25 protein-coding genes are annotated in these 25600 nt (G+C 72.2%); 15 read left to right on the plus strand and 10 right to left on the minus strand.

The genetic code is table 11. From position 1 onward, the window contains the following. Positions 1-20: 20 nt before the first annotated feature. Positions 21-1256 carry a glycosyltransferase 87 family protein gene (locus tag BLW57_RS28095; RefSeq protein WP_093478307.1) on the minus strand — a complete coding sequence of 412 codons (1236 nt, stop codon included), beginning with the start codon at positions 1254-1256 and terminating at the stop codon, positions 21-23. Positions 1257-1397: 141 nt separating this feature from the next. Here BLW57_RS28095 and BLW57_RS28100 point away from each other — a divergent pair, with 141 nt between their 5' ends. Together BLW57_RS28100 and BLW57_RS28105 are read left to right on the plus strand one after the other, a co-directional pair. After that, positions 1398-2540, plus strand: a complete 1143-nt coding sequence (locus BLW57_RS28100; protein ID WP_093478308.1) for a glycosyltransferase family 4 protein — start codon at positions 1398-1400, stop codon at positions 2538-2540. Positions 2541-2611: 71 nt separating this feature from the next. Next, a complete protein-coding gene (locus BLW57_RS28105) occupies positions 2612-4249 on the plus strand; it encodes a GMC oxidoreductase (protein WP_371127815.1) in 1638 nt (545 codons plus the stop codon). Positions 4250-4277: 28 nt separating this feature from the next. Here BLW57_RS28105 and BLW57_RS28110 read toward each other — a convergent pair whose 3' ends face one another. Then, a complete protein-coding gene (locus BLW57_RS28110) occupies positions 4278-6074 on the minus strand; it encodes an AMP-dependent synthetase/ligase (protein WP_093478311.1) in 1797 nt (598 codons plus the stop codon). 296 nt (positions 6075-6370) lie between these two features. Here BLW57_RS28110 and BLW57_RS28115 point away from each other — a divergent pair, with 296 nt between their 5' ends. The 6 genes from BLW57_RS28115 (at position 6371) to BLW57_RS28140 (ending at position 11456) form a co-directional block, all read left to right on the plus strand. Continuing rightward, complete coding sequence (locus BLW57_RS28115; RefSeq protein ID WP_093478313.1) at positions 6371-7168, plus strand: metallophosphoesterase family protein; 798 nt, start codon at positions 6371-6373, stop codon at positions 7166-7168. A 122-nt stretch (positions 7169-7290) separates the two neighbouring features. Next, entirely contained in the window at positions 7291-7731 is a 441-nt protein-coding gene (locus BLW57_RS28120; RefSeq protein WP_093478314.1) for an SRPBCC family protein, read from the plus strand. Positions 7732-7831: 100 nt separating this feature from the next. After that, positions 7832-9013, plus strand: a complete 1182-nt coding sequence (locus BLW57_RS28125) for an ArsA family ATPase (protein ID WP_093478316.1) — start codon at positions 7832-7834, stop codon at positions 9011-9013. A gap of 57 nt (positions 9014-9070) precedes the next feature. After that, entirely contained in the window at positions 9071-9562 is a 492-nt protein-coding gene (locus BLW57_RS28130; RefSeq protein ID WP_093478317.1) for a DUF5304 domain-containing protein, read from the plus strand. 67 nt (positions 9563-9629) lie between these two features. Then, a complete protein-coding gene (locus BLW57_RS28135; RefSeq protein WP_093478319.1) occupies positions 9630-10583 on the plus strand; it encodes an ROK family glucokinase in 954 nt (317 codons plus the stop codon). 126 nt (positions 10584-10709) lie between these two features. Next, on the plus strand, positions 10710-11456 hold the full coding sequence (locus tag BLW57_RS28140) for an endonuclease/exonuclease/phosphatase family protein (protein WP_093478320.1): 747 nt from the start codon (positions 10710-10712) through the stop codon (positions 11454-11456). A 48-nt stretch (positions 11457-11504) separates the two neighbouring features. Here the strand turns inward: BLW57_RS28140 and BLW57_RS28145 are convergent, their stop codons facing one another. Then, positions 11505-12071 carry a hypothetical protein gene (locus BLW57_RS28145; RefSeq protein WP_093478322.1) on the minus strand — a complete coding sequence of 189 codons (567 nt, stop codon included), beginning with the start codon at positions 12069-12071 and terminating at the stop codon, positions 11505-11507. Beyond that, positions 12064-12843 (minus strand): alpha/beta hydrolase, encoded by a 780-nt coding sequence (locus tag BLW57_RS28150; protein WP_073892983.1) that lies wholly within the window; start codon positions 12841-12843, stop codon positions 12064-12066. The genes BLW57_RS28145 and BLW57_RS28150 overlap by 8 nt, the downstream gene beginning before the upstream one ends. 192 nt (positions 12844-13035) lie before the next feature. On the opposite strand from BLW57_RS28150, the gene BLW57_RS28155 reads away from it, so the two are divergent. The 4 genes from BLW57_RS28155 (at position 13036) to BLW57_RS28170 (ending at position 16859) form a co-directional block, all read left to right on the plus strand. Continuing rightward, on the plus strand, positions 13036-13773 hold the full coding sequence (locus BLW57_RS28155) for a lysophospholipid acyltransferase family protein (protein WP_176985757.1): 738 nt from the start codon (positions 13036-13038) through the stop codon (positions 13771-13773). A 36-nt stretch (positions 13774-13809) separates the two neighbouring features. After that, positions 13810-15045: a MacS family sensor histidine kinase gene (gene macS / locus BLW57_RS28160; protein ID WP_093478323.1), complete on the plus strand. Its 1236-nt coding sequence runs from the start codon at positions 13810-13812 to the stop codon at positions 15043-15045. Then, positions 15042-15719 carry a response regulator gene (locus BLW57_RS28165; protein ID WP_093478325.1) on the plus strand — a complete coding sequence of 226 codons (678 nt, stop codon included), beginning with the start codon at positions 15042-15044 and terminating at the stop codon, positions 15717-15719. Before macS ends, BLW57_RS28165 begins: the two co-directional genes overlap by 4 nt. Positions 15720-15830: 111 nt before the next feature. After that, a complete protein-coding gene (locus BLW57_RS28170) occupies positions 15831-16859 on the plus strand; it encodes a 6-phosphofructokinase (protein ID WP_093478326.1) in 1029 nt (342 codons plus the stop codon). Positions 16860-16919: 60 nt separating this feature from the next. Here BLW57_RS28170 and BLW57_RS28175 read toward each other — a convergent pair whose 3' ends face one another. Further along, positions 16920-18782 carry an anthranilate synthase family protein gene (locus tag BLW57_RS28175; RefSeq protein ID WP_093478328.1) on the minus strand — a complete coding sequence of 621 codons (1863 nt, stop codon included), beginning with the start codon at positions 18780-18782 and terminating at the stop codon, positions 16920-16922. A 110-nt stretch (positions 18783-18892) separates the two neighbouring features. Then, positions 18893-18949 carry a trp operon leader peptide gene (locus BLW57_RS43160; protein WP_073894098.1) on the minus strand — a complete coding sequence of 19 codons (57 nt, stop codon included), beginning with the start codon at positions 18947-18949 and terminating at the stop codon, positions 18893-18895. Between the two features lie 106 nt (positions 18950-19055). Between BLW57_RS43160 and BLW57_RS28185 the strand changes: the two genes are divergently transcribed. Both BLW57_RS28185 and BLW57_RS28190 read left to right on the plus strand, forming a co-directional pair. Beyond that, entirely contained in the window at positions 19056-20408 is a 1353-nt protein-coding gene (locus tag BLW57_RS28185; RefSeq protein ID WP_093478329.1) for a class II 3-deoxy-7-phosphoheptulonate synthase, read from the plus strand. 158 nt (positions 20409-20566) lie between these two features. Then, positions 20567-20791: a (2Fe-2S)-binding protein gene (locus BLW57_RS28190; RefSeq protein WP_093478331.1), complete on the plus strand. Its 225-nt coding sequence runs from the start codon at positions 20567-20569 to the stop codon at positions 20789-20791. Here BLW57_RS28190 and bfr read toward each other — a convergent pair. Further along, the gene (gene bfr, locus BLW57_RS28195; protein WP_093478332.1) at positions 20788-21267 is read right to left on the minus strand and encodes a bacterioferritin; all 480 of its coding nucleotides are present in this window, start codon (positions 21265-21267) and stop codon (positions 20788-20790) included. The two genes, BLW57_RS28190 and bfr, sit on opposite strands and share 4 nt — an antisense overlap. Before the next feature lie 178 nt (positions 21268-21445). On the opposite strand from bfr, the gene BLW57_RS28200 reads away from it, so the two are divergent. Further along, positions 21446-22078: a sulfite oxidase-like oxidoreductase gene (locus BLW57_RS28200; protein WP_093478334.1), complete on the plus strand. Its 633-nt coding sequence runs from the start codon at positions 21446-21448 to the stop codon at positions 22076-22078. 13 nt (positions 22079-22091) lie between these two features. Here the strand turns inward: BLW57_RS28200 and BLW57_RS28205 are convergent, their stop codons facing one another. The 3 genes from BLW57_RS28205 to pknB all read right to left on the minus strand — a co-directional run bounded on the left by BLW57_RS28205 (position 22092) and on the right by pknB (position 25564). Further along, a complete protein-coding gene (locus BLW57_RS28205; protein ID WP_093478335.1) occupies positions 22092-22619 on the minus strand; it encodes a DUF4396 domain-containing protein in 528 nt (175 codons plus the stop codon). Between the two features lie 75 nt (positions 22620-22694). Then, entirely contained in the window at positions 22695-23576 is an 882-nt protein-coding gene (locus BLW57_RS28210; protein ID WP_176985758.1) for a deoxyribonuclease IV, read from the minus strand. A 56-nt stretch (positions 23577-23632) separates the two neighbouring features. Continuing rightward, positions 23633-25564, minus strand: a complete 1932-nt coding sequence (gene pknB / locus BLW57_RS28215; protein WP_176985759.1) for a Stk1 family PASTA domain-containing Ser/Thr kinase — start codon at positions 25562-25564, stop codon at positions 23633-23635. Positions 25565-25600: the final 36 nt, after the last annotated feature.

A 25600-nucleotide genomic window follows, 5' to 3' on the forward strand; every position in this document is an offset into this window, starting at 1 on the left:
CGCCGGCCCGGCCGCGGGCGTCAGGGGGAGACCGGGGTCTCCTGCGCCCGGGTGGCCTGCGGCGGGAACGGCGCGCTCACCGGCGGCGGCACGGTCGCCCGCCACAGTGAGCGGCCCGCCGTCACCGTGGCCGCGACCAGCAGCCCGTTGCGCAGCACCAGCAGCGTGATGCCGTACCAGTCGCTGAGGACCACGTGCGAGAAGCCGAGCGGGAACTCCAGGACCGTCAGGAAGGAGGCGAGGGCGACCATCAGCGCGGGCGCCCCCATGCGGCTCGCCCGGTGGGACACGCAGACGGCGGCCAGCCCGATCAGCCAGACCAGGTACTGCGGGCTGATCACCCGGCTGGTGACCGTGAACAGCAGCACCGCCGTGAAGGCCGCGTCGGGGAGCGTCTGCGGGGCGAAGCGGCTCGCGCGCAGCCGCCACAGCAGCAGCCAGCCGAACCCGACCCCGGTCAGCGCCAGCGCCGCCGTGCTGACCTGGTCCACGTGCGGGCCGAGGAACTCGATGGACCCGTAGTTCAGCAGCACCTGGCCGTGCCAGCCGAAGTGCCGGGCCACGTGGAAGACCAGGGAGCCCAGCGACTCCACCTCGGTACCCCGGTCCCGCTGGAAGGTCAGGAAGGCGAACGCGCCCGGCATGGTCACCGCGAACAGGGCCGCGAGACCGGCCGCGGTCACCGCCGCCGACGCCCACGGCCGCCGCCGCACGGCACCGGCCAGCAGCAGCGCCGGCCACACCTTCAGCAGCGCCCCGAAAGCGGCCAGCGCGCCCATCGCCCGCGGGTGCCGGGCCCCGGCGAGCAGGGCCGCCACGGCGACCGCCGTCACCATCACGTCGTAGCGGGCGTAGACCGTGGGCCCGAGCAGCGGTACCGCCGCCACCCACATCCAGGCCCCGCGCCGCGACCGGCCGGGGGCCCGGCCCGCGTACAGCAGCAGCGCCAGGACCGCGAGGTCGGCGAGGAAGGCCAGCACGAAGAAGGCGTGCTCGTAGGAGAGGAAGGGCAGCGCGGCGGGGGAGAGGACGGGCAGCGCGGCGGCGGGCGGGTACTGCCAGGTCACATCGTCCAGCGGAAACGTTCCGTGCCGCAGGACCTCGTACCAGCCGCGGTAGGTCACCGACACGTCGGAGGTGACGTCCGGGCCGGGAAAGACGTACACCCGGAAGACGAGCAGCAGCAGCACCACGCGGGTGGTGCACCAGGTCGCGAGCAGCACGGCCGGGGACCGCCGGGCGGCCTTCGTCTCCACGTGATCCCCTGTCCCTCGCCGCCGGCTGCGTCCGCCGTGCTGTTCGATTCCGTGTGCCCATGATGGCGTGCGGCCCCGTGCGCGTGCCACAGGCTCGGCCGCGCCCTGCCGCGTACGGCCGATTGGGTAGGGTCGGCGGCGATGCACAAGACCCTGATCGTCACCAACGACTTCCCGCCCCGGCCGGGCGGCATCCAGGCCTTCCTGCACAACATGGCCCTGCGCCTGGACCCCGACCGGCTGGTCGTCTACGCCTCCACCTGGAAGCGCGGCCGGGAGGGGACGGAGGCCACGGCCGCCTTCGACGCCGAGCAGCCCTTCACCGTCGTACGCGATCGTACGACCATGCTGCTGCCCACCCCGGGGGCGACCCGGCGGGCGGCCGGGCTGCTGCGGGAGCACGGCTGCACCTCGGTGTGGTTCGGGGCGGCGGCGCCGCTCGGTCTCATGGCGCCCGCGCTCCGGAAGGCCGGCGCGCAGCGGCTGGTGGCGACCACGCACGGGCACGAGGCCGGCTGGGCCCAGCTGCCCGCGGCCCGGCAGCTGCTGCGCCGGATCGGCGAGTCCACGGACACGCTCACCTACCTCGGCGAGTACACCCGCTCGCGGATCGCGGCCGCGCTCACCCCCGCGGCGGCCGGGCGGATGGCGCAGTTGCCGCCGGGGGTCGACGAGAAGACCTTCCACCCCGGCTCCGGCGGCGACGAGGTCCGGGCCCGGCTCGGCCTCACCGACCGGCCGGTCGTCGTCTGCGTCTCCCGGCTGGTGCCCCGCAAGGGCCAGGACACCCTCATCCGGGCGCTGCCCCGCATCCTCGCCGCCGAGCCGGACACCGTGCTGCTCGTCGTGGGCGGCGGTCCCTACGAGCAGGATCTGCGCCGGCTGGCCCGCGAGACGGGGGTCGACGCCTCGGTCCGCTTCACCGGCGCGGTGCCCTGGTCCGAGCTGCCCGCTCACTACGGCGCGGGTGACGTCTTCGCCATGCCGTGCCGCACCCGGCGCGGCGGCCTGGACGTCGAGGGCCTCGGCATCGTCTACCTGGAGGCGTCCGCGACCGGCCTGCCGGTCGTCGCCGGCGACTCGGGCGGCGCCCCCGACGCGGTGCTGGACGGGGAGACTGGCTGGGTGGTCCGCGGCGGCGAGCCGGCCGAGGCCGCCGACCGGATCGTCACCCTCCTCGGCGACGCCGGGCTGCGCCGCAGGATGGGCGAGCGCGGCCGGCGGTGGGTCGAGGAGAAGTGGCGCTGGGACCTGCTGGCGGAGCGGCTGAAGGAGCTGCTGTAGGAGCCGCGCCGGACGGCGCACCGTCGCGCGGCCCCTAGCCGGAACCGAAAAATCCGCACATGCTGCGCACCATGGCAGCAAAACTGATGCAGCGTCAGCTGACAAGACGTCACATACTCGGTATGGCCGCGCTCCAGACCGCGGCCACCCTCGGGTTCACCCGCGTGGGCCTCCAGTCCGCCCGCGCCGCCGAACCCGACGCGGTCGAATCCGCCCCGGCGATCGTCGTCGGTTCGGGCTACGGCGGGGCCGTGGCCGCCCTCCGTCTCGGCCAGGCCGGCATCCGCACCCTCGTCCTGGAGATGGGCCGGCTCTGGAACACCGCCGGCCCCGACAGCAAGGTGTTCTGCTCCACCAGCGCCCCCGACCGGCGGTCCATGTGGTTCCGCTCCCGCACCGAGGCCCCGCTCGCCACCTTCCTGTGGCTGGACCTGGTCAACAAGGCCATCGCCCCCTACCCCGGGGTCCTCGACCGCGTGCACTACGACGCCATGTCCGTCTACGTGGGCCGGGGTGTGGGCGGCGGGTCCCTCGTCAACGGCGGCATGGCGGTCACCCCGCTCAAGTCCTACTTCGCCGAGCAGTTCCCGACCGTCGACGCCGACGACATGTACGGCACGTACTTCCCGCGCGCCCGCGCCATGCTCGGCGTCAACAGCATCGACCCGGCGTGGTTCGAGTCCACCGACTGGTACCGGTTCACCCGGACCTCGCGCAAGGCCGCCGCCAACGCCGGTCTGCGGACCACCTTCGTGCCGAACGTCTACGACTTCGGCCACATGCAGCGCGAGGCGGCCGGCACCGCCACGAAGTCCGCGCTCGCGGGCGAGGTCATCTACGGCAACAACGAGGGCAAGCGCAGCCTCGACAAGACGTACCTCGCCGCGGCCCTCGGCACCGGGAACGTCACCATCCACACCCTGGAGAAGGTGCGCACGATCGCCAGGGCCGCCGACGGGTCGTACGTGCTGACCGCGGACCGGATCGACGACACCGGCGCGGTGGTGGAGACCAGGAGCTACGGCTGCCGGTACCTCTTCCTCGGCGGCGGCAGCCTCGGCACCACCGAACTCCTCGTCCGCGCCCGGGACACCGGCACCCTGCCCGACCTGAACTCCAGTGTGGGCGCCGGCTGGGGACCCAACGGCAACACCATGCTCGGCCGCGCCAACCACGTCTGGGACACCGTCGGCGCCGACCAGGCCACCATGCCCGTGATGGGCATCGACGACTGGTCCAACGCCGACAACCCCGTCTTCGCCGAGATCGCGCCCCTCCCCATGGGGTTCGAGCACTGGATCAGCCTCTACCTCGCGATCACCAAGAACCCCGAGCGGGCGTCGTTCTCGTACGACTCCGCCTCCGGGGCGGTCAGGCTCGGCTGGACCGCGGCGCAGAGCGCGGTGTCGGTGCGCATGGCCAAGAAGCTGTTCGACCGCATCAACCTGGCCAACCTCACGATCTACCGCTACGACCTGTTCGGCTCGTCGAGCAAGGTCTTCGCGGACGACTTCACGTACCACCCGCTGGGCGGCTGCGTGCTGGGCCGGGCCACCGACGACTACGGCCGGGTGAAGGGGTGTCCGGGGCTGTACGTCACCGACGGCTCGCTGGTGCCCGGCAACATCGGCGTGAACCCCTTCGTCACCATCACCGCGCTCGCCGAACGCACGATGGCGCGGGTCCTCGCCGAGGACACCGCGCCATGACGCGCTTTCAGCGGACCGGCCAGGTCCGCTACTTCGCGTAGATCGCCTCGATCTCGTCCGAGTAGTCCTTCGCCACCACGTTCCGCTTGAGCTTCAGCGACGGGGTGAGGTGGCCCGACTCCTCCGTGAACTGGGAGGACAGAATGCGGAACTTCCGCACCGATTCCGCCTTCGACACCGCGGCGTTGCCGTCGTCGACCGCCGACTGGATCGCAGCGACCAGATCGGGGTCCTCGCGCAGCGACGCCGCGGTGGAGCCCGCCGGCTTGCCGTGCTCGGCGGCCCACCGGCCCAGGAACTCGTCGTCGACGGTGACCAACGCGCCCACGAACGGCCGTCCGTCGCCGACCACCATGCACTCCGCGACCAGCGCGTGCGCCCGGATCCGGTCCTCGATCACGGCCGGCGCCACGTTCTTGCCGCCCGCCGTGACGATGATCTCCTTCTTGCGGCCGGTGATCTTGAGGTAGCCGTCCTCGTCGAGGGTGCCGATGTCACCGGTGTGGAACCAGCCGTCCGCGAGCGCCTCCGCGGTCGCGCCCGGGTTGTTCCAGTACTCCTTGAACAGGTGCTCGCCGTGCAGCAGCACCTCGCCGTCGTCCGCGATCCGGACCACCGAACCCGGCAGCGGCTGCCCGACCGTGCCGATCTTCTGCCGGTCCCACGGGTTGAACGCGGTCGCCGCGCAGGACTCGGTCAGGCCGTAGCCCTCCAGCACCGTGAAGCCGATGCCCCGGAAGAAGTGACCGAGCCGCTCGCCGAGCGGGGCGCCGCCGGAGATCGCGTACTCGCCCCGGCCGCCGAGGACCGCCCGCAGCTTGCTGTAGACCAGCCGGTCGAAGACCTTGTGCTTGACCTTCAGGCCGAACGACGGGCCCGAGGCGCTGTCGAGCGCCTTGCTGTACGCGATCGCCGTGTCGGCGGCCTTGTCGAAGATCGCGCCCTTGCCGTCCGCCTGCGCCTTGGCCCGGGCCGAGTTGTAGACCTTCTCGAAGACGCGCGGCACGCCGAGGACCAGCGTCGGCCGGAAGGCGGCGAGCTCGTCCGTGAGGTGCTTGATGTCGGGGACGCAGCCCAGCTTGATCGGCGCCATCATCGGCGCGATCTGCACGAGCCGCCCGAAGACATGGGCGAGCGGGAGGAAGAGCAGCACCGAGCACTCACCGGTGCGGAACAGCGGGCGCAGCCGCTCCACGATGTTGCCGCACTCGGCGAAGAAGCTGCGGTGGGTGAGCACGCAGCCCTTGGGGCGGCCGGTCGTACCGCTCGTGTAGACGATGGTCGCCGGGTCGTCGGCCTTGGCGAGCGAGCTGCGCTCCTCGACCGTCTCGTCCGACACGTCCTGCCCGAGCCGCGCCAGCTCCGCCATGCCGCCGGCCTCGATCTGCCAGACGTTCTTCAGCGCCGGCAGCGACTCGCGGACCGCCTCCACCGCCGCCGCGTGGCCGTCCAGCTCCACGACGCACGCGGTCGCGCCCGAGTCGGACAGGATCCACTGCACCTGCTCCGGCGAGCTGGTCTCGTACACCGGCACAGTGATCGCGCCCGCGCTCCAGATCGCGAAGTCGAGCAGCGTCCACTCGTAACGGGTGCGGGACATCAGAGCCACCCGGTCGCCCGGCTGCACCCCGGCGGCGACGAGCCCCTTGGCGGCGGTGCGCACCTCTGCCAGGAACTCCCGGGCCGACACGTCCTGCCAGACGCCGCCCACCTTGCGGGCGATGACGGCGACGTCGGGATGCTGCGCGGCGTTTCTGCGGACGATGTCGGTCAGATTGCCGTCCGCAGGGACCTCGTACAAAGCCGGAAGGCTGAACTCGCGCAAGACTGCTGCTCCTCATAGGGCGCCGGCGCCACGACACTGTGTGATGCGACGGTGCGGTCCAAGGCTCGGGCAAGTGCTCGCGGATTCACATGTTGAAATCCTGAGCACGACTGGACTGCCCGGACGTTACCCGCCGGTATGGCGTCTACGACAGGGGGTCCCGGCGAGATGTTCGCTGCGTCACACAGACTGGCGTTCCTTCGCGCACAGTAGTCCACGGCTTAACCGACCGGCGAGTAACCGCAGGCCGGACCGCCACTGTTCACGCAGACCACACAGGCTTACGCTTGATCGCCATGGCATCCACACCCTCCGGCGACCGACGGACCCGCGTCCACGTGGTCAGCGACGTGCACGGCAACGCCCGGGACCTGGCCCGGGCCGGCGAGGGTGCCGACGCCCTGATCTGCCTGGGTGACCTGGTCCTCTTCCTCGACTACGCCGATCACTCGCGCGGGATCTTCCCGGACCTCTTCGGCGAGGAGAACGCCGACCGGATCGTCGAGCTGCGGACCGCGCGCCGGTTCGCCGAGGCCCGCGAGTTCGGCGCCCGGCTGTGGGCCGGCATCGGCGCCGACCGGGCCACGGCCGTGGAGAGGGCGGTGCGCAAGCAGTACGCCGAACTGTTCGCCGCGTTCCCGACCCCTACGTACGCCACCTACGGCAATGTCGACATGCCGCCCCTGTGGCCGGAGTACGCCCGGCCGGGCACCACGGTCCTCGACGGTCAGCGGGTGGAGATCGGCGGCCGGACCTTCGGCTTCGTCGGCGGCGGCCTGCGCACCCCGATGCGCACCCCGTACGAGATCGACGACGAGGAGTACGCGGCGAAGATCGAGGCGGTCGGCGAGGTCGACGTGCTGTGCACGCACATCCCGCCGGAGGTGCCCGAGCTGGTCTACGACACCGTCGCGCGCCGTTTCGAACGGGGCAGCCGCGCCCTGCTGGACGCCATCCGCCGCACGAAACCGCGCTATTCGCTGTTCGGGCACGTCCATCAGCCGCTCGTGCGCCGGATGCGCATCGGCTCGACCGAGTGCGTCAACGTCGGCCACTTCGCCGGGACCGGCAGGCCCTGGGCGCTCGAATGGTGATCAGCGGGACATCGGGTGAAGGCGCCAGGTCGGTGGCGCGGTAGCCTTCACGCTGCACACACGTGCGCAGCCCGGCGCGCACGGACCCCTCAACACGGCCTGCATCCGGAGGAGCCACGGCGATGGCGGAACACACCAGTTCGAGCATCACGATCGAGGCGGCTCCGGCCGACGTCATGGCGGTGATCGCCGACTTCGCACGCTACCCGGACTGGACCGGCGAGGTGAAGGAGGCGGAGGTCCTCGGGGCCGACGCGCAGGGCCGCGCCGAGCAGGTCCGCCTCGTCATGGACGCCGGCGCCATCAAGGACGACCAGACCCTCGCCTACACCTGGACCGGCGACCACGAGGTCTCCTGGACCCTGGTCAAGTCCCAGATGCTCCGCTCCCTGGACGGCACCTACCTGCTCAAGCCGGCCGGCGCGGGCGCCACCGAGGTCACCTACCGGCTCACGGTGGACGTCAAGATCCCCATGCTCGGCATGATCAAGCGCAAGGCGGAGAAGGTCATCATCGACCGTGCCCTCGCCGGCCTGAAGAAGCGGGTCGAGTCGGACCGCTAGCCGGCCCGCGGGCCGGGGCACGCGGCGGGGCCGGGCACGGCCCGGCCCCGGGCGACGGTCCCACGCCCCCCACCCCCGCGGTCCGTTACGGTTCACCCTCATGCGCACCATCCTGATCACGGGTCCGGGCGGCAGCGGTCGTACGACCATCGCCGCCGCCACCGCACTGCGCGCCGCCGAAGCGGGCGACCGCACCCTCCTGCTCAGCGCCGACCGCACCGACACCCCCGGCGCGGCCCTGGGCACCCGATCAGGACCGGTCCCGGCACAGGCCGCCCCGAACCTCACCGTCTGGCGTCCGGACGCCACGGAACGGTTCCGCGAGGACCTCACCGCCTTCCAGAACCGCGCCGCGGGCGTCCTCGACCTGCTCGGCGCCGCCCGCCTGGACGCCGAGGAGGTCACCCCGCTGCCCGGCGCCGAGGAACTGTCCTTCCTGCGCGCACTGCGCGACGCGGCCCTCTCCGAGCGCTACGACCTCCTCGTCGTCGACCTGCCGCCCCTCCCGCAGGCCCTCGCCCTGCTGGCCCTGCCCGAGGAGCTGCGCCGCTACCTGCGCCGTATGCTCCCGGCCGAGCGGCAGGCCGCCCGCGCGCTGCGCCCGGTCCTCGGCCGGCTGGCCGGCGTCCCCATGCCCGCGGAGTGGCTGTACGAGACGGCCGCCCGCTGGGACGTCGAACTCGCCGCCGTCGGAGCCGTCCTCACCGACCGGAACACGGCCGTCCGCCTGGTCGCCGAACCCGGACCGGCCGGCGCCGACGCGGTCCACGACGCGGCGCTCGGTCTCGCCCTGCGCGGCCTGCGCACCGAGGCCCTGATCGCCAACCGCGTCCTGCCCGACGCCGGCGGCGACACCTGGCTCGCCGGACTCCTCGCCCAGCAGCGCAAGACCCTCGCCGACTGGCAGGACACCGAGCGGTCCCACGACGTGCACCCCGTCCGGCACCTCGGCCGCGACCCGCACGGCACCGACGACCTCGGCGCCCTCGCCGTCCCCGGCGTCAACCCGGAGGCCGCCCCGGTCGAGTGGCCCGTCGCCGACCGCCTCGCCGAGGACGGCGTGCTGGTCTGGCACATCCCGCTGCCCGGCGCCATACGGGAGGAGCTGGACCTGATCCGGCGCGGCGACGAACTGCTGATCGCGGCCGGTCCCTTCCGCCGTATCGTCCCGCTGCCGTCCGCCCTGCGCCGGTGCACCGTCGCCGGAGCCGGACTCCGCGAGGGCGAGCTGCGTGTCCGGTTCGCGCCCGATCCCGACCTGTGGCCCGCCGGCGGACGCTGAACCGGGCACGCCCGTTCGGGTAACGTCGTAAGGGCGAACCGTAGTCAGGAGTCCGCCATGAGCGAAGAGCGTCCCACGTCCGGTCCCCACGAGGAGGAGCAGCCGCGGGCGACCGACGCCGACGCCTGGGCCACGGCCTGCGCCGAGGACCTCGCCGCCGAGAAGGGCCGGCGCCGCGCCGGGCACGGCCCGCAGCCGGGTTCGGCCGCCGAGGAACTGCGCAAGTTCGTGGACACCGTGGCCGACAAGCTGTCCGGCCTGGAGTCCCCGCTCCTCACGGGCCTCGCCGGACCCGCCGCCCAGCAGGTGGTGCGGCAGGTCGTCCAGCAGGCCAAGGCCGCCGTCGAGCCCGTCGTCGAGCGCAACCCGGACGTCTTCGACCATCTCGCCGCGGCCGGCTCCGAGCTGCTGGCCGCCTACCGCTCCGCCGTCCAGGCCCAGGAGCGCCGCTGGACCACCGGCGCGTCCGGCCCGAAGGACGACGACCGGCCCGACCGTCCCGACCGGGGCGAGGGCACCGGTCCGGGCGAACGCATCGACCTGGACTGAAGCCCTTCCACGGCAGGGGCTCGGGTACGGTTGGCCGTAGCGGGGCTCGACCGGAACTGAGGGATTCATGGGACTCACCATCGGCGTCGACATCGGCGGCACGAAGATCGCGGCCGGCGTGGTCGACGAGGAAGGCAACATCCTCTCGACCTTCAAGGTGCCGACCCCCACCACGCCCGAGGCCATCGTGGACGCCATCGCCTCGGCGGTGGAGGGAGCGCGTGCGGGGCACGAGATCGTCGGCGTGGGCATCGGTGCGGCCGGTTACGTCAACCGGCAGCGCTCCACGGTGTACTTCGCGCCCAACATCGACTGGCGCAGCGAGCCGCTGAAGGAGAAGGTCGAGGCCCGCACCGGCCTCCCGGTCGTGGTCGAGAACGACGCCAACGCCGCCGCCTGGGGCGAGTACCGGTTCGGTGCGGGCAAGGGCCACCGCAACGTCATCTGCATCACGCTCGGCACCGGCCTCGGCGGCGGCATCATCATCGGCAACAAGCTGCGCCGCGGCCACTTCGGCGTGGCCGCCGAGTTCGGCCACATCCGGATGGTCCCGGACGGCCTGCTGTGCGGCTGCGGCTCGCAGGGCTGCTGGGAGCAGTACGCCTCCGGCCGCGCCCTGGTCCGCTACGCCAAGCAGCGCGCCAACGCCACCCCCGAGCGCGCCGAGGTGCTGCTCGCGCTCGGCGACGGCACCCCCGACGGCATCGAGGGCAAGCACATCTCCATGGCCGCCCGCCAGGGCTGCCCGGTCGCCGTCGACTCCTACCGCGAGCTGGCCCGCTGGGCCGGCGCGGGCCTCGCCGACCTGGCCTCCCTGTTCGACCCGTCCGCGTTCATCGTCGGCGGCGGCCTCTCCGACGAGGGCGACCTGGTCCTCGACCCGATCCGCAAGTCGTACAAGCGCTGGCTGGTGGGCGGCAACTGGCGCCCGGTGGCCGACGTGATCGCGGCCCAGCTCGGCAACAAGGCGGGCATGGTGGGCGCGGCCGACCTGGCCCGCGAGCCCGACCCGATCATGTGACGCTCACTTCCTGAGCTTCGACGCCTGCGCGGCCTTCGGGGCGCGGGGACCGAGCGACCGGCCACCACGCACCGGCGGTCGCGCACGCTCCCCGCGCCCCGAGCCGTGAGGCGTACATTGATCCATATGGCGCTGCTCCCCAACTCCACGACAGAGCCCGACGGTTCGGCCGTCATCCGTGTGCTGAGCTACAACATCCGCTCGATGCGCGACGACACGGACGCCCTCGCCCGCGTCATCACCGCCTGCGCCCCCGACCTCGTCCTCGTCCAGGAAGCCCCCCGCTTCTTCCGCTGGCGCAAGAAGCTGGCCCGGCTCGCCGCCGCCTCCGGCCAGGTGATCCTCACCGGCGGCGCCACGGCGGCGGGACCGGCGATCCTGTGCGGTCTGCGGGCCACGGTCGAGCGCACCGAGGACGTCCTGCTCCCGCTCACCCCCGGCCTCCACCGGCGCGGCTTCGCCACGGCGGTCGTACGGTTCGGCGGCGCCCGCCTCGGCGTGATCAGCTGCCACCTCAGCCTCCAGCGGGACGAGCGACTGGAGCAGGGCGGCATGCTCCTCGACCGCCTCGCCGGACTGGGCGTGGAGCACGCCGTCGCCGGCGGCGACCTGAACGAACGCCCCGACGGCCGCACCTTCCGGCACCTCGCCGCAGGTCTCCAGGACTGCCGCGCCACGGCACCCTGGGGCGGCGAGTTCACCTCCACCCCGGCCCACCCGCACCAGCGCATCGACGCGGTCTTCGCCACCAAGGGCGTCGAGGTGCTCGGCTGCGGTGTCCCACTGGACCAGCCGGGGGTCACCCGGGCCGACCTGACGGCCGCGACGGACCACCTGCCGGTGCTGGCGGCACTGCGCGTGCCGGCCGCCTGAGCCGCACATGCCACGCGCCGGCGTCCCCCGCCGGCGCGCGTCGCGGGCTCAGACCACGGCCCCGCGCCCCGGATCGTCCTCGTCGTCGTCCGTCCGCATCCGCATGACCAGCGTGGCGAAGCCGCCCAGGAAACCGCCGATGCCGAGGGTCGCCAGCCACCAGGTCATGTCCCAGCCGAGGACGACCGCGAGCAGCAGCAGGATCGGGCCGCCCACGACACCGAGCCAGGCGAATTTGGCGGACGCGTCGGCGACCGGCAGCGGCGGCGGCTCCGGCGGTACGAAGTGGCCCTCGTCGTCCGCGTCGAAGTCGTCGTCGGACGGCTCGGGCGCCACATGGTCGCGCGGCCCGACGCCGGGCGCGAACGAGACCGAGCCGCCCAGCGGGCGGGCGGCCCGGGGCTCGGCCGGATCGTCCCGGTCTCCGGTGGTGTCCGTCTCCGGCAGCGCGAGGTCCTCCACCGGCTTGAAGGGCTTGCTGCCCGGCGGATCCGGCGGCTCCGTGCCGTACCCGGCGACGATGGCCCGCCAGGCGGCGTCCTCGTCGAAGGGCACCCCCTGCTCCTCGGGCTCCCGCTCCTCGCGGTTGTCGCGGTCGGAGTCGTGCTCAGCCAACTGCGGCCGTCCCTTCCTTGCCGACACTGGGTGCGAGCCGGCCGATGAAGGCGAGGCTCTCCTCGAAGACCCGGTCCGCATCCTCGTCCAACGTCGCCACGTGGTAGCTGTGTTCCAGCACGAGCTCCGTCACGTCCGTGGACGACACCCGGCTCAGCACCCGGGCGGAGTCCGCCGCCGGGACCACATGGTCCTGGGCGCTGCGCAGCAGCAGCAACGGCTGGGTGACCTGGGGCAGCTCGCCGTCCAGCCGGCGCAGGAAGACCCGCAGCGAGTGCGCCGCGTGCAGCGGCACCCGGTCGTAGCCCAGCTCCGCCGCACCCTCCTTCGCGATGTCGCTGGCGATGCCCTTCGTCGTCCGCACGAGGTGCCGGGCCACCGGAAGGGCGTACGCCGACAGGCCGTGCACCCGGTTCGCCGGGTTGACGGCCACCACGCCCGCGACCCGCTCGCCGTGCCGGGCGGCCAGCCGCAGAGCCAGCGCGCCACCCATCGACAGGCCCGCGACGAACACCCGCGAGCAGCGGTCGGAGAGCAGGCGCAGCTCGCGGTCCACCTCCGCGTACCAGTCCTGCCACCCCGTGAGCTGCATGTCCTCCCAGCGTGTGCCGTGGCCGGGCAGCAGCGGCAGCGAGACGGTCAGGCCGTGGGCCGCGTGGTGCTCCGCCCAGGGGCGCAGCGACTGGGGGGAGCCGGTGAAGCCGTGACAGAGGAGAACGCCCACCTCCCCGCCGTCGTGGCGGTACGGCTCGGCTCCGGGGAGAACCGGCACCTTTCGACTCTCCTGTTCCTGTGCAGGGCCTCGTCGGGTGACCGGCGGAACTCGTCCGGTGACCGGCGCAGGCGGAAGAAACGCGCGGATGTGCTTCACCGTACGCGACCGCACTGACACCGACCAGGGCCGTCGGGTCCATCGACGGTCCTCCGGGTTAAGGTCTGTCCGACGGAAACAGGAGGCACACGGGTGTTGTACGGCACGATGAAGGTCGCCATCGGCGGGCCGCTGAAGGTTGCCTTCAGACCATGGGTCGAGGGGCTGGAGAACATTCCGGCCGAGGGCCCGGCCATCCTGGCCAGCAATCACCTGTCCTTCTCGGACTCGTTCTTCCTCCCGACGATGCTGACCCGCAAGGTCACCTTCATCGCGAAGGCCGAGTACTTCACCACGCCCGGCGTGAAGGGCCGCCTCACCGCCGCCTTCTTCAAGGGCGTCGGGCAGCTCCCGGTGGACCGCTCCGGGGCGCGCGGCGCCGGCGAGGCGGCCATCAAGAGCGGCATAGAGGTGCTCCAGCGGGGCGAGCTGTTCGGCATCTACCCGGAGGGCACCCGCTCGCCCGACGGCCGGCTGTACCGGGGCAAGCCCGGCGGCCTCGCGCGCGTGGCGCTCGCCACCGGAGCGCCGGTCATCCCGGTCGCCATGATCGACACGGAGAAGATCCAGCCGCCCGGCAAGGTCGTGCCCAAGCTCATGCGGCCGGGCATCCGCATCGGCGAGCCCATGGACTTCAGTCGCTACCAGGGCATGGAGCACGACCGTTTCGTGCTGCGCGCCCTGACCGACGAGGTCATGTACGAGATCATGAAGCTCTCCGGGCAGGAGTACGTCGACATCTACGCGACCGCGGCCAAGCGCCAGATCGCCGAGGCGGCGAAGGCGGCCAAGGAGGCGGAGAAGGCCGAGAAGAAGCAGGCCGACTCCTAGACGGGGGACCGCGGGGAATACGGGGGGCGGGGGGACATGCCCAGGCGCGAGCGGGTCATGAGGATGTCGGTCGAGCTGCCGCTGTGGCGTGCGCTCGCCGGCTACCGCGTGCTGACCATGCTGTACGCGATCGGCCTGTGTGCCACCGCGTACTCCCACTTCGTCCGCCCCTGGGTGGCCGTCGCCTACTACGCCGTCCTGGTCGTGTGGACCCTCGCCACCCTGCCCCGGGTGGCGAGCGCGACCGCCTGCACCAAGCGGTTCCTCGCCGCCGACCTGGCCGTCGCCCTCACCGGCATCCTGCTCACCCCGTTCGCCGACAACCACGAGCGGATCGCGAGCGGCGGACCCACCCTGCCCTCGATATGGACGGCCGGCGCGGTCCTGGCCTTCGCCCTCAAGGGCGGCTGGCGCTGGGCGGCGGTCGCCTCCACGGCCGTGGCCGCCGTCAACCTGGTCGAGCGCGGTCGACCCGCCCGGGACACCGTGCACAACGTGATCCTGGTCTGGGTGGCCTCCATCGCCATCGGCTACGTCGTGGAGGTCGCCCGCGCCTCCGAGCGCACCCTCGCCCGAGCCCTGGAGATCGAGGCCGCGACCCGGGAGCGGGAGCGGCTGGCACGGGACATCCACGACAGCGTGCTCCAGGTCCTGGCGATGGTGAAGCGCCGGGGCGCGGCCCTCGGCGGCGAGGCGGCCGAACTGGGCCGGCTCGCCGGGGAGCAGGAGGTGGCCCTGCGCACGCTGGTGTCGGGCGGCCTGGTGCCGGTGTCCCGGGTGTCGGAGGACGTCTCCGACGGGGCGGTCGTCCGCGTCGTCGAGGAGCCGTACGAGGACGGACCGGCCGGTCCGGTCGACCTGCGCTCCCTGCTCGCCCCCTACGCGTGCGGCCGGGTGAGCCTCGCCGAGCCCGGCGCCCCGGTGCTGCTGCCGTCCGCGGCGGCCCGCGAGGTGGCGGCGGCGGTCGGGGCCGCCCTGGACAACGTGCGCCGGCACGCAGGCGAGGACGCCCGGGCCTGGCTGCTGGTCGAGGACGAGCCGGACGAGGTCGTGGTGACCGTCCGGGACGACGGCCCCGGCATCCCCGAGGGCCGGCTCGCCCAGGCCGAGGGCGAGGGGCGGCTCGGGGTGGCCCAGTCCATCCGCGGGCGGCTGCGGGACCTCGGGGGCGGCGCCGAGCTGATCTCGGTCCCCGGCCAGGGCACGGAAGTCGAACTGAAGGTACCGAAGGGCGCCGAAGGGGCGCGGGGGAAGAAGGCGGAGCGGCGATGACGGAGCAGCGGGACACGATCCGGGTCATGGTGGTCGACGACCACCCGATGTGGCGGGACGCGGTCGCCCGGGACCTGGCCGAGTCCGGCTTCGAGGTGGTCGCCACCGCGGGCGACGGCGAGCAGGCGGTCCGCCGCGCGAAGGCGGCCGCTCCCGACGTCCTCGTGCTGGACCTCAACCTGCCCGCCAAGCCCGGTGTGCAGGTCTGCAAGGAACTCGTCGGCCACGACCCGGCGTTGCGCGTGCTGGTCCTGTCGGCCAGCGGCGAGCACGCCGACGTGCTGGAGGCCGTGAAGTCGGGCGCGACCGGCTACCTGCTGAAGTCGGCCTCGACCGAGGAACTGCTGGACGCGGTGCGCCGTACCGCCGTGGGAGACCCGGTGTTCACCCCGGGCCTCGCCGGGCTCGTCCTCGGCGAGTACCGCCGGCTGGCCTCCGAGCCCGCGCCCGCCCCCGACGCGGACGGGCCCGGGGCGCCCCGGCTCACGGACCGGGAGACGGAGGTGCTGCGGCTGGTCGCCAAGGGCCTGAGCTACAAGCAGATCGCCGAACGCCTCGTCATCTCCCACCGCACGGTCCAGAACCACGTCCAGAACACCCTCGGCAAGCTCCAGTTGCACAACAGGGTCGAACTCGTGCGGTACGCCATCGAGCGCGGCCTCGACGACGAGTAGGCCGGATTCCGGCGCAACTCACCGGAATCACCCTTCCCGCCTCTCCCGATGTGACGCGGATCACCATTAGCGTGACCGATCGTCAGGCAACCGCGGCGAAGGGACATTTCCATGCGGGTCGGAGTACTGACCGGAGGCGGCGACTGCCCCGGGCTCAACGCCGTCATCCGGGGCGTCGTACGCAAGGGCGTACAGGAGTACGGCTATGACTTCGTCGGCTTCCGGGACGGCTGGCGAGGTCCGTTGGAGGGCGACACCGTCCGCCTCGACATCCCCGCCGTGCGCGGCATCCTGCCCCGCGGCGGCACCGTCCTCGGCTCCTCCCGGACCAACCCCCTCAAGGTGGAGGGCGGTGTCCGTCGGATCAAGGAGAACCTCGCCAAACTGGAGGTCGACGCCCTCATCGCGATCGGCGGCGAGGACACCCTCGGCGTCGCCGCGAGCCTCTGCGACGACTACGGGATGCCGTGCGTCGGCGTACCGAAGACCATCGACAACGACCTGTCCGCCACCGACTACACCTTCGGCTTCGACACCGCGGTCAACATCGCCACCGAGGCCATCGACCGCCTGCACACCACCGCCGAGTCCCACATGCGGGTCCTGGTCTGCGAGGTGATGGGCCGGCACGCCGGCTGGATCGCCCTGCACTCCGGCCTGGCGGGCGGCGCCAACGTCATCCTCATCCCCGAACAGCGCTTCGACCTCGACCAGGTGTGCGCCTGGATCACCTCCCGCTTCAAGGCGTCGTACGCCCCGATCGTCGTCGTCGCCGAGGGCGCCATGCCGAAGGACGGCGAGATGGTCCTCAAGGACGAGTCCCTGGACTCCTTCGGCCATGTGCGGCTCTCCGGGGTCGGCGAGTGGCTGGCCAAGGAGATCGAGAAGCGCACCGGCAAGGAGGCCCGCACCACGGTCCTCGGGCACATCCAGCGCGGCGGCACCCCCAGTGCCTTCGACCGCTGGCTCGCCACCCGTTTCGGCCTGCACGCCATCGACTGCGTCCACGAGGGCGACTTCGGGAAGATGGTCGCCCTGCGCGGCCCCGACATCGTCCGCGTCCCGATCTCCGAGGCCACGGCGAAGCTGAAGACCGTGGATCCGAAGCTCTACGACGAGGTCGGGGTGTTCTTCGGCTGACGGCCGCTCCCGACTTCTCCGGGGCCCGGCGGCCGCACCGGCCGCCGGGCCCCGGTTCCCTCACCTCGCGCCGCTCGCCGCGCGCAGCCGGGCGATCAGCTCCCGGAGCACCGGGGCGCCGTTCAGCGTGAGGACCGACTCCGGGTGGAACTGCACCCCGGCGAACCCGGGACCGCGCAGCGCGTGCACCTCGCCGTTGCCCGCCCGGCTCACCTCGACGCCGTGCGCGGACAGCTCCCGGGCGGCCTCCTCGTCGCAGCGGGCCACGAAGCTGTTGTAGAAGCCGACGGTCTCGGGCCGCCCGAACAGATCGATCACGGTCTGCTCCCCCTGGCAGGGGACCTCCTTGCGGACGATCTCCAGCCCCAGCTCGGCCGCGATGAGCTCATGGCCGAGGCAGACCCCGAGCACGCCGTAGCGGTGCTCCCGGAGAACCGTGGCGGTCAGCGCGCGCAGGACGCGCATCTTCGGGTCGGTGAGATCGCCGGGGTCGCCCGGACCGGGGCCCAGCACCACCGGGCCCTCGTGCGCGAGCACCTCGTCCCGCAGCCCCGGCTCGTCGTACCGCCGTACCGTCACCTCCAGCCCGCCGGAGCGCAGCACGTGCGCCAGCATGGCGGTGAAGGTGTCCTCGCCGTCGACGACCAGGGCGTGGCCCGTCAGCTCCCGGGCCTGCTCCTGCATCCGCAGCCAGAACGGCGCGAGCGCGGAGCGCCGGCCGTCCAGGGCGGCCCGCACCCGGGGGTCGTCGGCCAGCCGCGGGCGCTCCCGCTCCACGCGCGGCCGGGGCGGCCGCACCCCGAGGGCCGCCAGGACGCCCGCCGCCTTGGCGTGGGTCTCCGCGACCTCGCCCGCCGGGTCCGAGCCGCGGACGAGCGTCGCCCCGACCGGGACGCGCAGCCGGCCGTCGGCGTCGATGTCGGCGGTGCGGATGAGGATGGGGGAGTCCAACGTCTGCGCGCCCCCCAAGTCCCGGCCCAGCAGCGCGAGCGCGCCCGCGTAGTAGCCGCGGCCGCCCACCTCGTGGCGTTCGATGACCCGGCACGCGTTCTGCACCGGCGACCCGGTCACCGTGGCCGCGAACATGGTCTCCCGCAGCACTTCCCGCACGTCCAGGGAGGACCTGCCGCGCAGCTCGTACTCGGTGTGCGCGAGGTGCGCCATCTCCTTCAGCCGTGGCCCGACGACCACCCCGCCCCGGTCGCCGACCGTGCACATCATCTTCAGTTCCTCGTCGACGACCATCGACAGCTCCTCGATCTCCTTGCCGTCGGCGAGGAAGTCCAGCAGGTGCTCCGGCGTGGGGCCCTCGGCGGGATAGCGGTAGGTGCCGCTGATCGGGTTCATCACGACGGTGCCGCCGGACATGCGCACGTGCACCTCGGGACTGGCGCCCACCAGCGTCCGGTCCCCGGTGTGCACCACGAACGTCCAGTAGGCGCCCCGCTCGCCCTCCAGCAGCCGGCGGAACAGCGCGAGCGCGTCCGCGCGGCCGAAGCCGGGGATGTCGCCCCGGTACGTGCGCCGGATCACGAAGTTGGCGCCCTCGCCCCGGCCGATCTCCTCGGCCAGCACCCGTCCGACGATCCCGGCGTACCGCTCGTCGTCGACGTCGAAGCCGCCGCCCTCGACCCGCACGTCGTGGCCGGGCAGCGTCCGCAGGGCCTCGTCGAGCGGGATCTCGTACGACTCCTCGGGGGTCAGCACCAGCAGCGGGGTGCCGTCGTCGCGGACGTCGAAGCCGCGCTCGCGGATCTGCCGGAACGGGACCAGCGCGAGGCCCTCGTCGGGCAGGTCGGCGAGCCGCTCGCGGCTGGTCACCGGGCCGAGCAGCACCTCCACCACCGCCTCGTCGCGCCCAGGGGTGCGGCGGCGGAGCAGGGCGAAGGGGCGGGGGTCGGAGAGCAGGTCGTGCAGGTTCACGGGTCGGGCTCCTTCTCGTACGTCTGAGTTCGTCTGACGGAGAGGAACGACCCGGGAAACGCCGAAGGCCGCCCCTCGGGCGGCCTTCGCGAAGTCTGTGTGCGCGCGAATCAGTGGGCCGCCGGAGAAGCGGTCCACCACCAGTTCTGGATCGAAAGCGCGAACATGCCAGGAACCCTACCCCACCCACCGGCGTTCCACGGGGCGATCGCCCCGTCTCACTCTGCGAGCAGCAGGAAAAAACATCCGACACGACCCCGTAGTGTTTACGGGGTGACCGTGAACGCTAAGACCAGCCCGAGCGCTGGCAACACCTGGCGCGACCTGCCCGCGGCGCAGCAGCCCGAGTACCCCGACACCGAGGCTCTGCGCGCAGTGATCGCGGACCTCGAGTCGTATCCGCCGCTCGTCTTCGCGGGCGAGTGCGACCAGCTGCGCGCCCGGATGGCGGCCGTCGCCAGGGGTGAGGCGTTCCTCCTCCAGGGCGGCGACTGCGCCGAGGCCTTCGACGCGGTGTCCGCCGACCACATCCGCAACAAGCTCAAGACGCTGCTCCAGATGGGCGCCGTCCTGACCTACGCGGCCTCGGTGCCCGTGGTGAAGGTGGGCCGGATCGCCGGGCAGTACTCCAAGCCGCGCTCCAAGCCGACCGAGACCCGTGACGGCGTGACGCTCCCGGTGTACCGGGGCGACTCCGTCAACGGCTTCGACTTCACCGAGGCCAGCCGCTACCCGGACCCGGAGCGGCTCAAGCGGATGTACAACGCCTCGGCGTCCACGCTGAACCTGGTGCGCGCCTTCACCACCGGCGGTTACGCCGACCTGCGCCAGGTGCACGCCTGGAACCAGGACTTCGTGCGGACCTCGCCGTCGGGCCAGCGCTACGAGCAGCTCGCGCGCGAGATCGACAGCGCGCTGAACTTCATGCGGGCCTGCGGCACCGACCCGGAGGAGTTCAAGACCGTCGAGTTCTACTCGTCGCACGAGGCGCTGCTGCTGGACTACGAGTCGGCGCTGACCCGCGTCGACTCCCGCACCGGCAAGCTGTACGACGTCTCCGGGCACATGGTGTGGATCGGTGAGCGCACCCGGCAGCTGGACGGCGCGCACATCGAGTTCGCCTCGAAGATCCGCAACCCGATCGGCATCAAGCTCGGCCCGACGACGACGGCCGAGGAGGCGCTGCAGTACATCGACCGCCTCGACCCCGAGCGGGAGCCGGGCCGGCTGACGTTCATCGTCCGCATGGGCGCCGGCAAGATCCGCGACAAGCTGCCCGAGCTGGTGGAGAAGGTCACGGCGTCCGGCGCCACGGTGGCCTGGGTGACCGACCCGATGCACGGCAACACCTTCGAGGCGGCCTCCGGGCACAAGACCCGCCGCTTCGACGACGTGCTCGACGAGGTCAAGGGCTTCTTCGAGGTGCACAAGGCCCTCGGTACCCACCCGGGCGGCATCCACGTGGAGCTGACCGGCGACGACGTGACCGAGTGCGTGGGCGGCGGCGACGAGATCTTCGTCGACGACCTGCACCAGCGCTACGAGACGGCCTGCGACCCGCGGCTCAACCGCAGCCAGTCGCTGGACCTGGCGTTCCTCGTGGCCGAGATGTACCGGGACCAGTGACGGTCTCGCCCGTCACACCGGCCTGAGTGGGGCGCGGATCACACCCGATCCGCGCCCCCCGCCACTTTTGCGCTCACCGAGGCATGGGTAAGGTTAGGTTTGCCTCACCGAGAATCGGGACGGCAGTAAGCGAGCGATCCCGTCGGGAGGTGAGCCGGATGTTCGTCTGCAGTTGCTTCGGTGTCACCGAGCAGCAGGTGCAGCAGCACGCGGAGAACGGCGCCTGCACCCCGCGCCAGATCGCTTCCGCCTGCAAGGCCGGCACCGACTGCGGCTCGTGCGTCCGGCGGATCCAGGCCATCCTCGGCCGGGGCGCGTGCCCACGCCGCGAACTGGCCGACCAGGGCAGGCCCGTCCTCGCGGAGATCCCGGACGCCGCCTAGCTCTCCGGCTGCTCGATCAGCTGGGCGAGGTAGAGCGCCTCCCCGAGCTTCTCCAGCAGCTCCAGCTGGGTGTCCAGGTAGTCGATGTGGTGCTCCTCGTCGGCGAGGATGTCCTCGAAGATGTTCGCCGACGTGATGTCGCCCTTCTCCCGCATCACCTTGATGCCCCGCTTGAGGCGGTCGATCGCCTCGACCTCGATCTGCCGGTCCGCCTCGAACATCTCCCGGATCGTCTGCCCCACCCGGACGTGGAAGAGCCGTTGGTAGTTGGGCAGCCCGTCCAGGAAAAGGATCCGGTCGGTGAGCACCTCCGCGTGCTTCATCTCGTCGAACGACTCGTGCCGCGTGTACTTGGCGAGCTTCGTCCAGCCGAAGTTCTCCTGCATCTTCGCGTGCAGGAAGTACTGGTTGATCGCGGTCAGCTCGCCGGTGAGCTGCTCGTTGAGGAACTCGATTACCTCGGGGTCGCCCTGCATCGCAGCGGGCTCCTTCCACAGTGGAGGGACGGGGGAGGCGTGCGGCGGCATGATGTCACCGGCGAGAAAGATCGTCCAGTAAGTGCGTACTTAGTAAGTTAGTGATGAGTTGATGCCTCTTGTCCGCTTCGGTGGAGGGTGGTCAAGGGCACTGCCCGAGGTCTGTCAGGATGGATACATGGGGCATCCGGTGGAGCGAGAGTCTGGAGCAGCGGCAGGGTCCGAGCTTCCGCCGGGTCAGCGGCTCCAGCGCGGCTGGCCGGTCACGCACTACGGGCCCGTCCCGAAGTTCCGGCCCGAACGCTGGGAGTTCCGGGTCTTCGGCGCCACCGCCGACGGCGACAAGCGCACCTGGGTCCACGAGGAGTTCGCGGCCCTGCCGTACACCAGCGTCGTGGCGGACCTGCACTGCGTGACGAAGTTCAGCATGGTCGGCGCGGAGTGGGGCGGTGTTCCGGCCCGCGCGATCCTGGACCTCGCCCCGCCGGCGCCGGACGTCACCCATGTGATGGTCTGGGCGGAGTACGGCTTCAGTTCCAACCTGCGCCTGTCGGACTTCGCCTCCGACCGCACGATCTTCGCCACCCACAAGGACGGTGAACTGCTCACCGCCGAGCACGGCTTCCCGGTCCGCCTGATCGTCCCCCACCTGTACGCCTGGAAGGGCCCGAAGTGGGTCCGCGGCGTGGAGTACATGACCGCCGACCGCCGCGGCTTCTGGGAGGAACGCGGCTACCACAACCTCGGCGACCCCTGGAAGGAACAGCGCTACTCCTACCAGGAGGAGCCCGGGGACGGCCCCGAGCTCTGAGTTCCCGGTCCGCTCAGTGGTGGTACCGGTGGACCACCGCGTGTCCCTTGCCCCGCCCGATCGTCCACTTGTTGACGGGGGTCGTCACGACGAAGGCGATCACGAGCGAGGCCGCCAACGAGATCCAGAACAGCGGCTCGGCGAGCGTCGCGTCCATCGCGGACGGCCAGACCAGGATCACGCCGTTGTCGATCAGCTCCATCACGGCAATGGACAGGGTGTCCGCGGCGAGCGCCACGCGGAAGGCGGTGCGGAAGTCGACACCGGCCCGCAGCACCCCGCGCAGCGTGAACGAGTAGCCGAAGAAGAAGGCCAGGACGACCGCCAGCAGTGTGGTCGGCAGGTTGCCCCAGCCGAACGCCGTACCGACGACCATGCCCAGCACCTCGCCGACGGCGCAGCCGGTGAGGCAGTGCAGCGTGGCCTGGACGGCCGTCGACCAGGTGGCCGCAGGGCCGTGCCCCTGGTGCTGCCCGTGCGTGGGCGCTCCGTGCGTGTGCTCGTGCTGCTGCTCGTGTCCGGTGTGAGCGGTGTGGTCCATGGTTTCCCCCATCCCGAGTGACGGTTCCTGCAACCGACAGGAACCGTATACCCCCCAGGGGTATTCCGGAACGGGTCAGGAATCCCGGAGTTTCTTCAGCCGCTCCACGTCGGCCGCGTGGCCTTCCTTGCCGCCCGGCGTCTCGATGATCAGCGGGACGCCCGCCGTTGCCGGGTGGGTCATCAGGGCGTGGAAGGGGTCCTCGCCGATGTGACCCGCGCCGATGTTCTCGTGCCGGTCCTTGTGCGCCCCGGCCACGTCCTTGGAGTCGTTGGCGTGGATCAGCCGCAGCCGGCCCTCGCCCACGGTGTCCACCAGCAGGTCCAGGGTCCGGTGCATGCCGCCGGGCTCGGCCAGGTCGTGCCCGGCGGCGAAGACGTGGCAGGTGTCCAGGCACACGCCCAGCTTCGGATGGGCGTCCAGCGCCGCGAAGTACGGCCCGAAGTCCCAGGTGCGCGAGCACAGCGACGCGCCCTGCCCGGCGGTCGACTCCAGCAGCAGGTACGGATCGTCGTCGTGGGTCAGCTCGTCCAGCACCGGCAGCAGACGCTCCCGCACCTGCTCCAGCGCCACCTCCCGCGCCCGCCCGCCGGTCGCGCTGCCGGTGTGCACGACGACGCCCAGCGCGCCGATCTCCCGGCCGCGCCGCAGCGAGTGGCGCAGCGACTCCACCGACCGCTCCACCGTCGCCTCGGTGTGCGAGCCGAAGTTGATCAGGTAGGGAGCGTGCACGTACGCCGGGATCGACTCCTCGGCGCACGCCGCGCGGAACGCCTCGTCCTGGCGCGGGTTCCCGGCGGGCGTGGCCCAGCCGCGCGGGTTGGCGACGAAGACCTGCACGGTCTCCGCCTTCAGGTCGTGGGCGTACGACAGGCCCACGGAGTGCAGGCCGCCGGCCACCGGGACATGGCCGCCCACCGGGTTGCGGGGCAGGAGGGGGGAGGGATCGGGACTCACCCGTTCAGGGTGTCATGCCCGCTCCGGCCCCCGGACCACGGTCCCGGTGACCCCCGTCACCGGATGGTGATGGTGATCGTCGACCCCTTGGGCGCCCGGTCGCCGCCCGCCACCGACTGCTTCTTCACGGTGTCGCCGAACAGCCCGAGCAGACCGCGGTCCTCGTCCACCTCGAAGCCGGCCCCCTCCAGGGCCTTGTGGGCGTCGTCCACGCTGTCGCCGACCACGTCCGGGACCTGGATCATCGGCGGGCCCTTCGACAGCGTCAGTTTCACCGTGTCGCCCTCGGCTGCCTGGCGGCCCTGCTCCGGGCTCTGCGCGGCGACCTTGCCCTTGTCGATGTCCGAGTTGATCCGCTCGGGGACGATCTCGACCTTCAGGCCGGCGTCGGTCAGCTCCTGCCGGGCGCTGTCCGGGTCGTCACCGGTGACGTCGGGGACGGCGATCGCGCGGCCCTTGCTGACGGTCAGCGCGATCGCCGAGCCGGCGTGCCGCTTGGTGCCCGCGGCAGGCGTCGTGGCGATCACGGACCCCTTGTCGACGTCCTCGCTGAACTGGCGGGTGACCATGCCCGGCTCCAGCGCGTCCGCCTTCAGCCGCGCCCGCGCCTTCGCCAGCGGCTGCCCCCGCAGATCCGGCACGTTCACCGTCTCCGGGCCCAGCGAGACGGTGAGCTTCACCGAGTCGTTGTCCCGGATGCGGGAGCCGGGAGCGGGGTCGCTGCTGATGACCGTGCCCCGCTCGACGGTGTCGTTGTAGGCCCGCTCGACCTTCCCGACGTCCAGGCCGGCGGCCTTCAGCCGCTGTCTGGCCTGGTCCTCCGTCTTGGTCAGCAGCGGGGGCACCTTGGTGAACTGCCCCGAGTTGATGTACCAGACGCCGGCGCCCACGCCGAAGACCAGCAGCACGGCCACGAGCACCGCCAGCAGCCCGCGCCGGGGGCGCCGCGCCGAAGGACCGCGGGGCGGCTCGGGCGGCGGGGACTGCAGCAGGGTGGTGCGGTGGACGCCGTCCTCGGCCGGGTCCTCGTTCACGGGCAGCGGCCGGGGCACGGTCAGCGAGCGCGGGATGACGCTCGTCCGGTCCTCGGCGATGTCGTGCTCCGCGGTCAGCGCCTGCGGCGGCAGCCGGTCCAGCTGCTCCGTGGTCAGCCCCTGACGGGCCCCGCGCGCCAGGGCGAGCAGCGCCACGGCGTCGTGCGGGCGGACGCCCGGGTCGCGCGCGGTGGCCGAGGCGACCAGCCCGTCCAGTTCGTACGGCAGTCCCGGCACGAGCGCCGAGGGCGGCGGCACGTCGTCGTGCAGGTGCTTGTAGAGCACCTGGGCGGGGGAGTCGCCGGAGTGCGGCTTCTCACCGGTCAGCATCTCGTAGAGGACGACACCGCAGGCGTACACGTCGACCCGCGGATCGGCGGTGCCCTGCTCTATCTGCTCCGGAGCGAGGTACGACACCGTCCCGAGGACGGCACCGGTCGTGCTGGTCACGGTGTCCACCGAGCGCACCAGCCCGAAATCGGCGACCTTGACCCGGCCGTCGTCCCCTATCAGGACGTTCTCCGGCTTCATGTCCCGGTGGACGAACCCGGCCCGGTGCGCGGCGCCGAGCGCGGCCAGCACCGGCTCCAGGATGTCCAGCGCGGCCCGCGGCTGCACCGCCCCCCGCTCGCGCAGCACGTCCCGCAGGGTGCACCCGGCGATGTACTCCATCGCCAGGTACACGTACGACCCGTCGGTGCCCTGGTCGAAGACCTGCACCACGTTGGGGTGGTCGAGCCGGGCGACGGACTTGGCCTCCCGGATGAACCGCTCGACGAAGGAGCCGTCGGTCGCGAGCGCCGGGTGCATCACCTTCAGCGCGAGGACGCGGTCCAGGCGGGTGTCCAGGGCCCGGTAGACCGTGGCCATCCCGCCGGCCGCGATCCGTGCCTCGACGCGGTAACGGCCGTCGAGCACCTGCCCGACGAGGGGGTCCTGAAGGGTCGTATCCACGCAGGGGAGTCTACGAGGGGCGAACGGCGCTCCCAC

It is taken from the genome of Streptomyces sp. 1222.5, assembly GCF_900105245.1.
GTDB classification, from domain to species: Bacteria; Actinomycetota; Actinomycetes; order Streptomycetales; family Streptomycetaceae; genus Streptomyces; species Streptomyces albidocamelliae.

What these genes read in the sequence shown, in the direction of transcription:
- BLW57_RS28100 (WP_093478308.1), top strand. Translation starts at nt 1,398, where the DNA reads ATGCACAAGACCCTGATCGTCACCAACGACTTCCCGCCCCGGCCGGGC.
- BLW57_RS28105 (WP_371127815.1), top strand. Translation starts at nt 2,612, where the DNA reads ATGGCAGCAAAACTGATGCAGCGTCAGCTGACAAGACGTCACATACTC.
- BLW57_RS28115 (WP_093478313.1), top strand. Translation starts at nt 6,371, where the DNA reads ATGGCATCCACACCCTCCGGCGACCGACGGACCCGCGTCCACGTGGTC.
- BLW57_RS28120 (WP_093478314.1), top strand. Translation starts at nt 7,291, where the DNA reads ATGGCGGAACACACCAGTTCGAGCATCACGATCGAGGCGGCTCCGGCC.
- BLW57_RS28125 (WP_093478316.1), top strand. Translation starts at nt 7,832, where the DNA reads ATGCGCACCATCCTGATCACGGGTCCGGGCGGCAGCGGTCGTACGACC.
- BLW57_RS28130 (WP_093478317.1), top strand. Translation starts at nt 9,071, where the DNA reads ATGAGCGAAGAGCGTCCCACGTCCGGTCCCCACGAGGAGGAGCAGCCG.
- BLW57_RS28135 (WP_093478319.1), top strand. Translation starts at nt 9,630, where the DNA reads ATGGGACTCACCATCGGCGTCGACATCGGCGGCACGAAGATCGCGGCC.
- BLW57_RS28140 (WP_093478320.1), top strand. Translation starts at nt 10,710, where the DNA reads ATGGCGCTGCTCCCCAACTCCACGACAGAGCCCGACGGTTCGGCCGTC.
- macS (WP_093478323.1), top strand. Translation starts at nt 13,810, where the DNA reads ATGCCCAGGCGCGAGCGGGTCATGAGGATGTCGGTCGAGCTGCCGCTG.
- BLW57_RS28165 (WP_093478325.1), top strand. Translation starts at nt 15,042, where the DNA reads ATGACGGAGCAGCGGGACACGATCCGGGTCATGGTGGTCGACGACCAC.
- BLW57_RS28170 (WP_093478326.1), top strand. Translation starts at nt 15,831, where the DNA reads ATGCGGGTCGGAGTACTGACCGGAGGCGGCGACTGCCCCGGGCTCAAC.
- BLW57_RS28190 (WP_093478331.1), top strand. Translation starts at nt 20,567, where the DNA reads ATGTTCGTCTGCAGTTGCTTCGGTGTCACCGAGCAGCAGGTGCAGCAG.
- bfr (WP_093478332.1), bottom strand. Translation starts at nt 21,267, where the DNA reads ATGCAGGGCGACCCCGAGGTAATCGAGTTCCTCAACGAGCAGCTCACC.
- BLW57_RS28200 (WP_093478334.1), top strand. Translation starts at nt 21,446, where the DNA reads ATGGGGCATCCGGTGGAGCGAGAGTCTGGAGCAGCGGCAGGGTCCGAG.
- BLW57_RS28205 (WP_093478335.1), bottom strand. Translation starts at nt 22,619, where the DNA reads ATGGACCACACCGCTCACACCGGACACGAGCAGCAGCACGAGCACACG.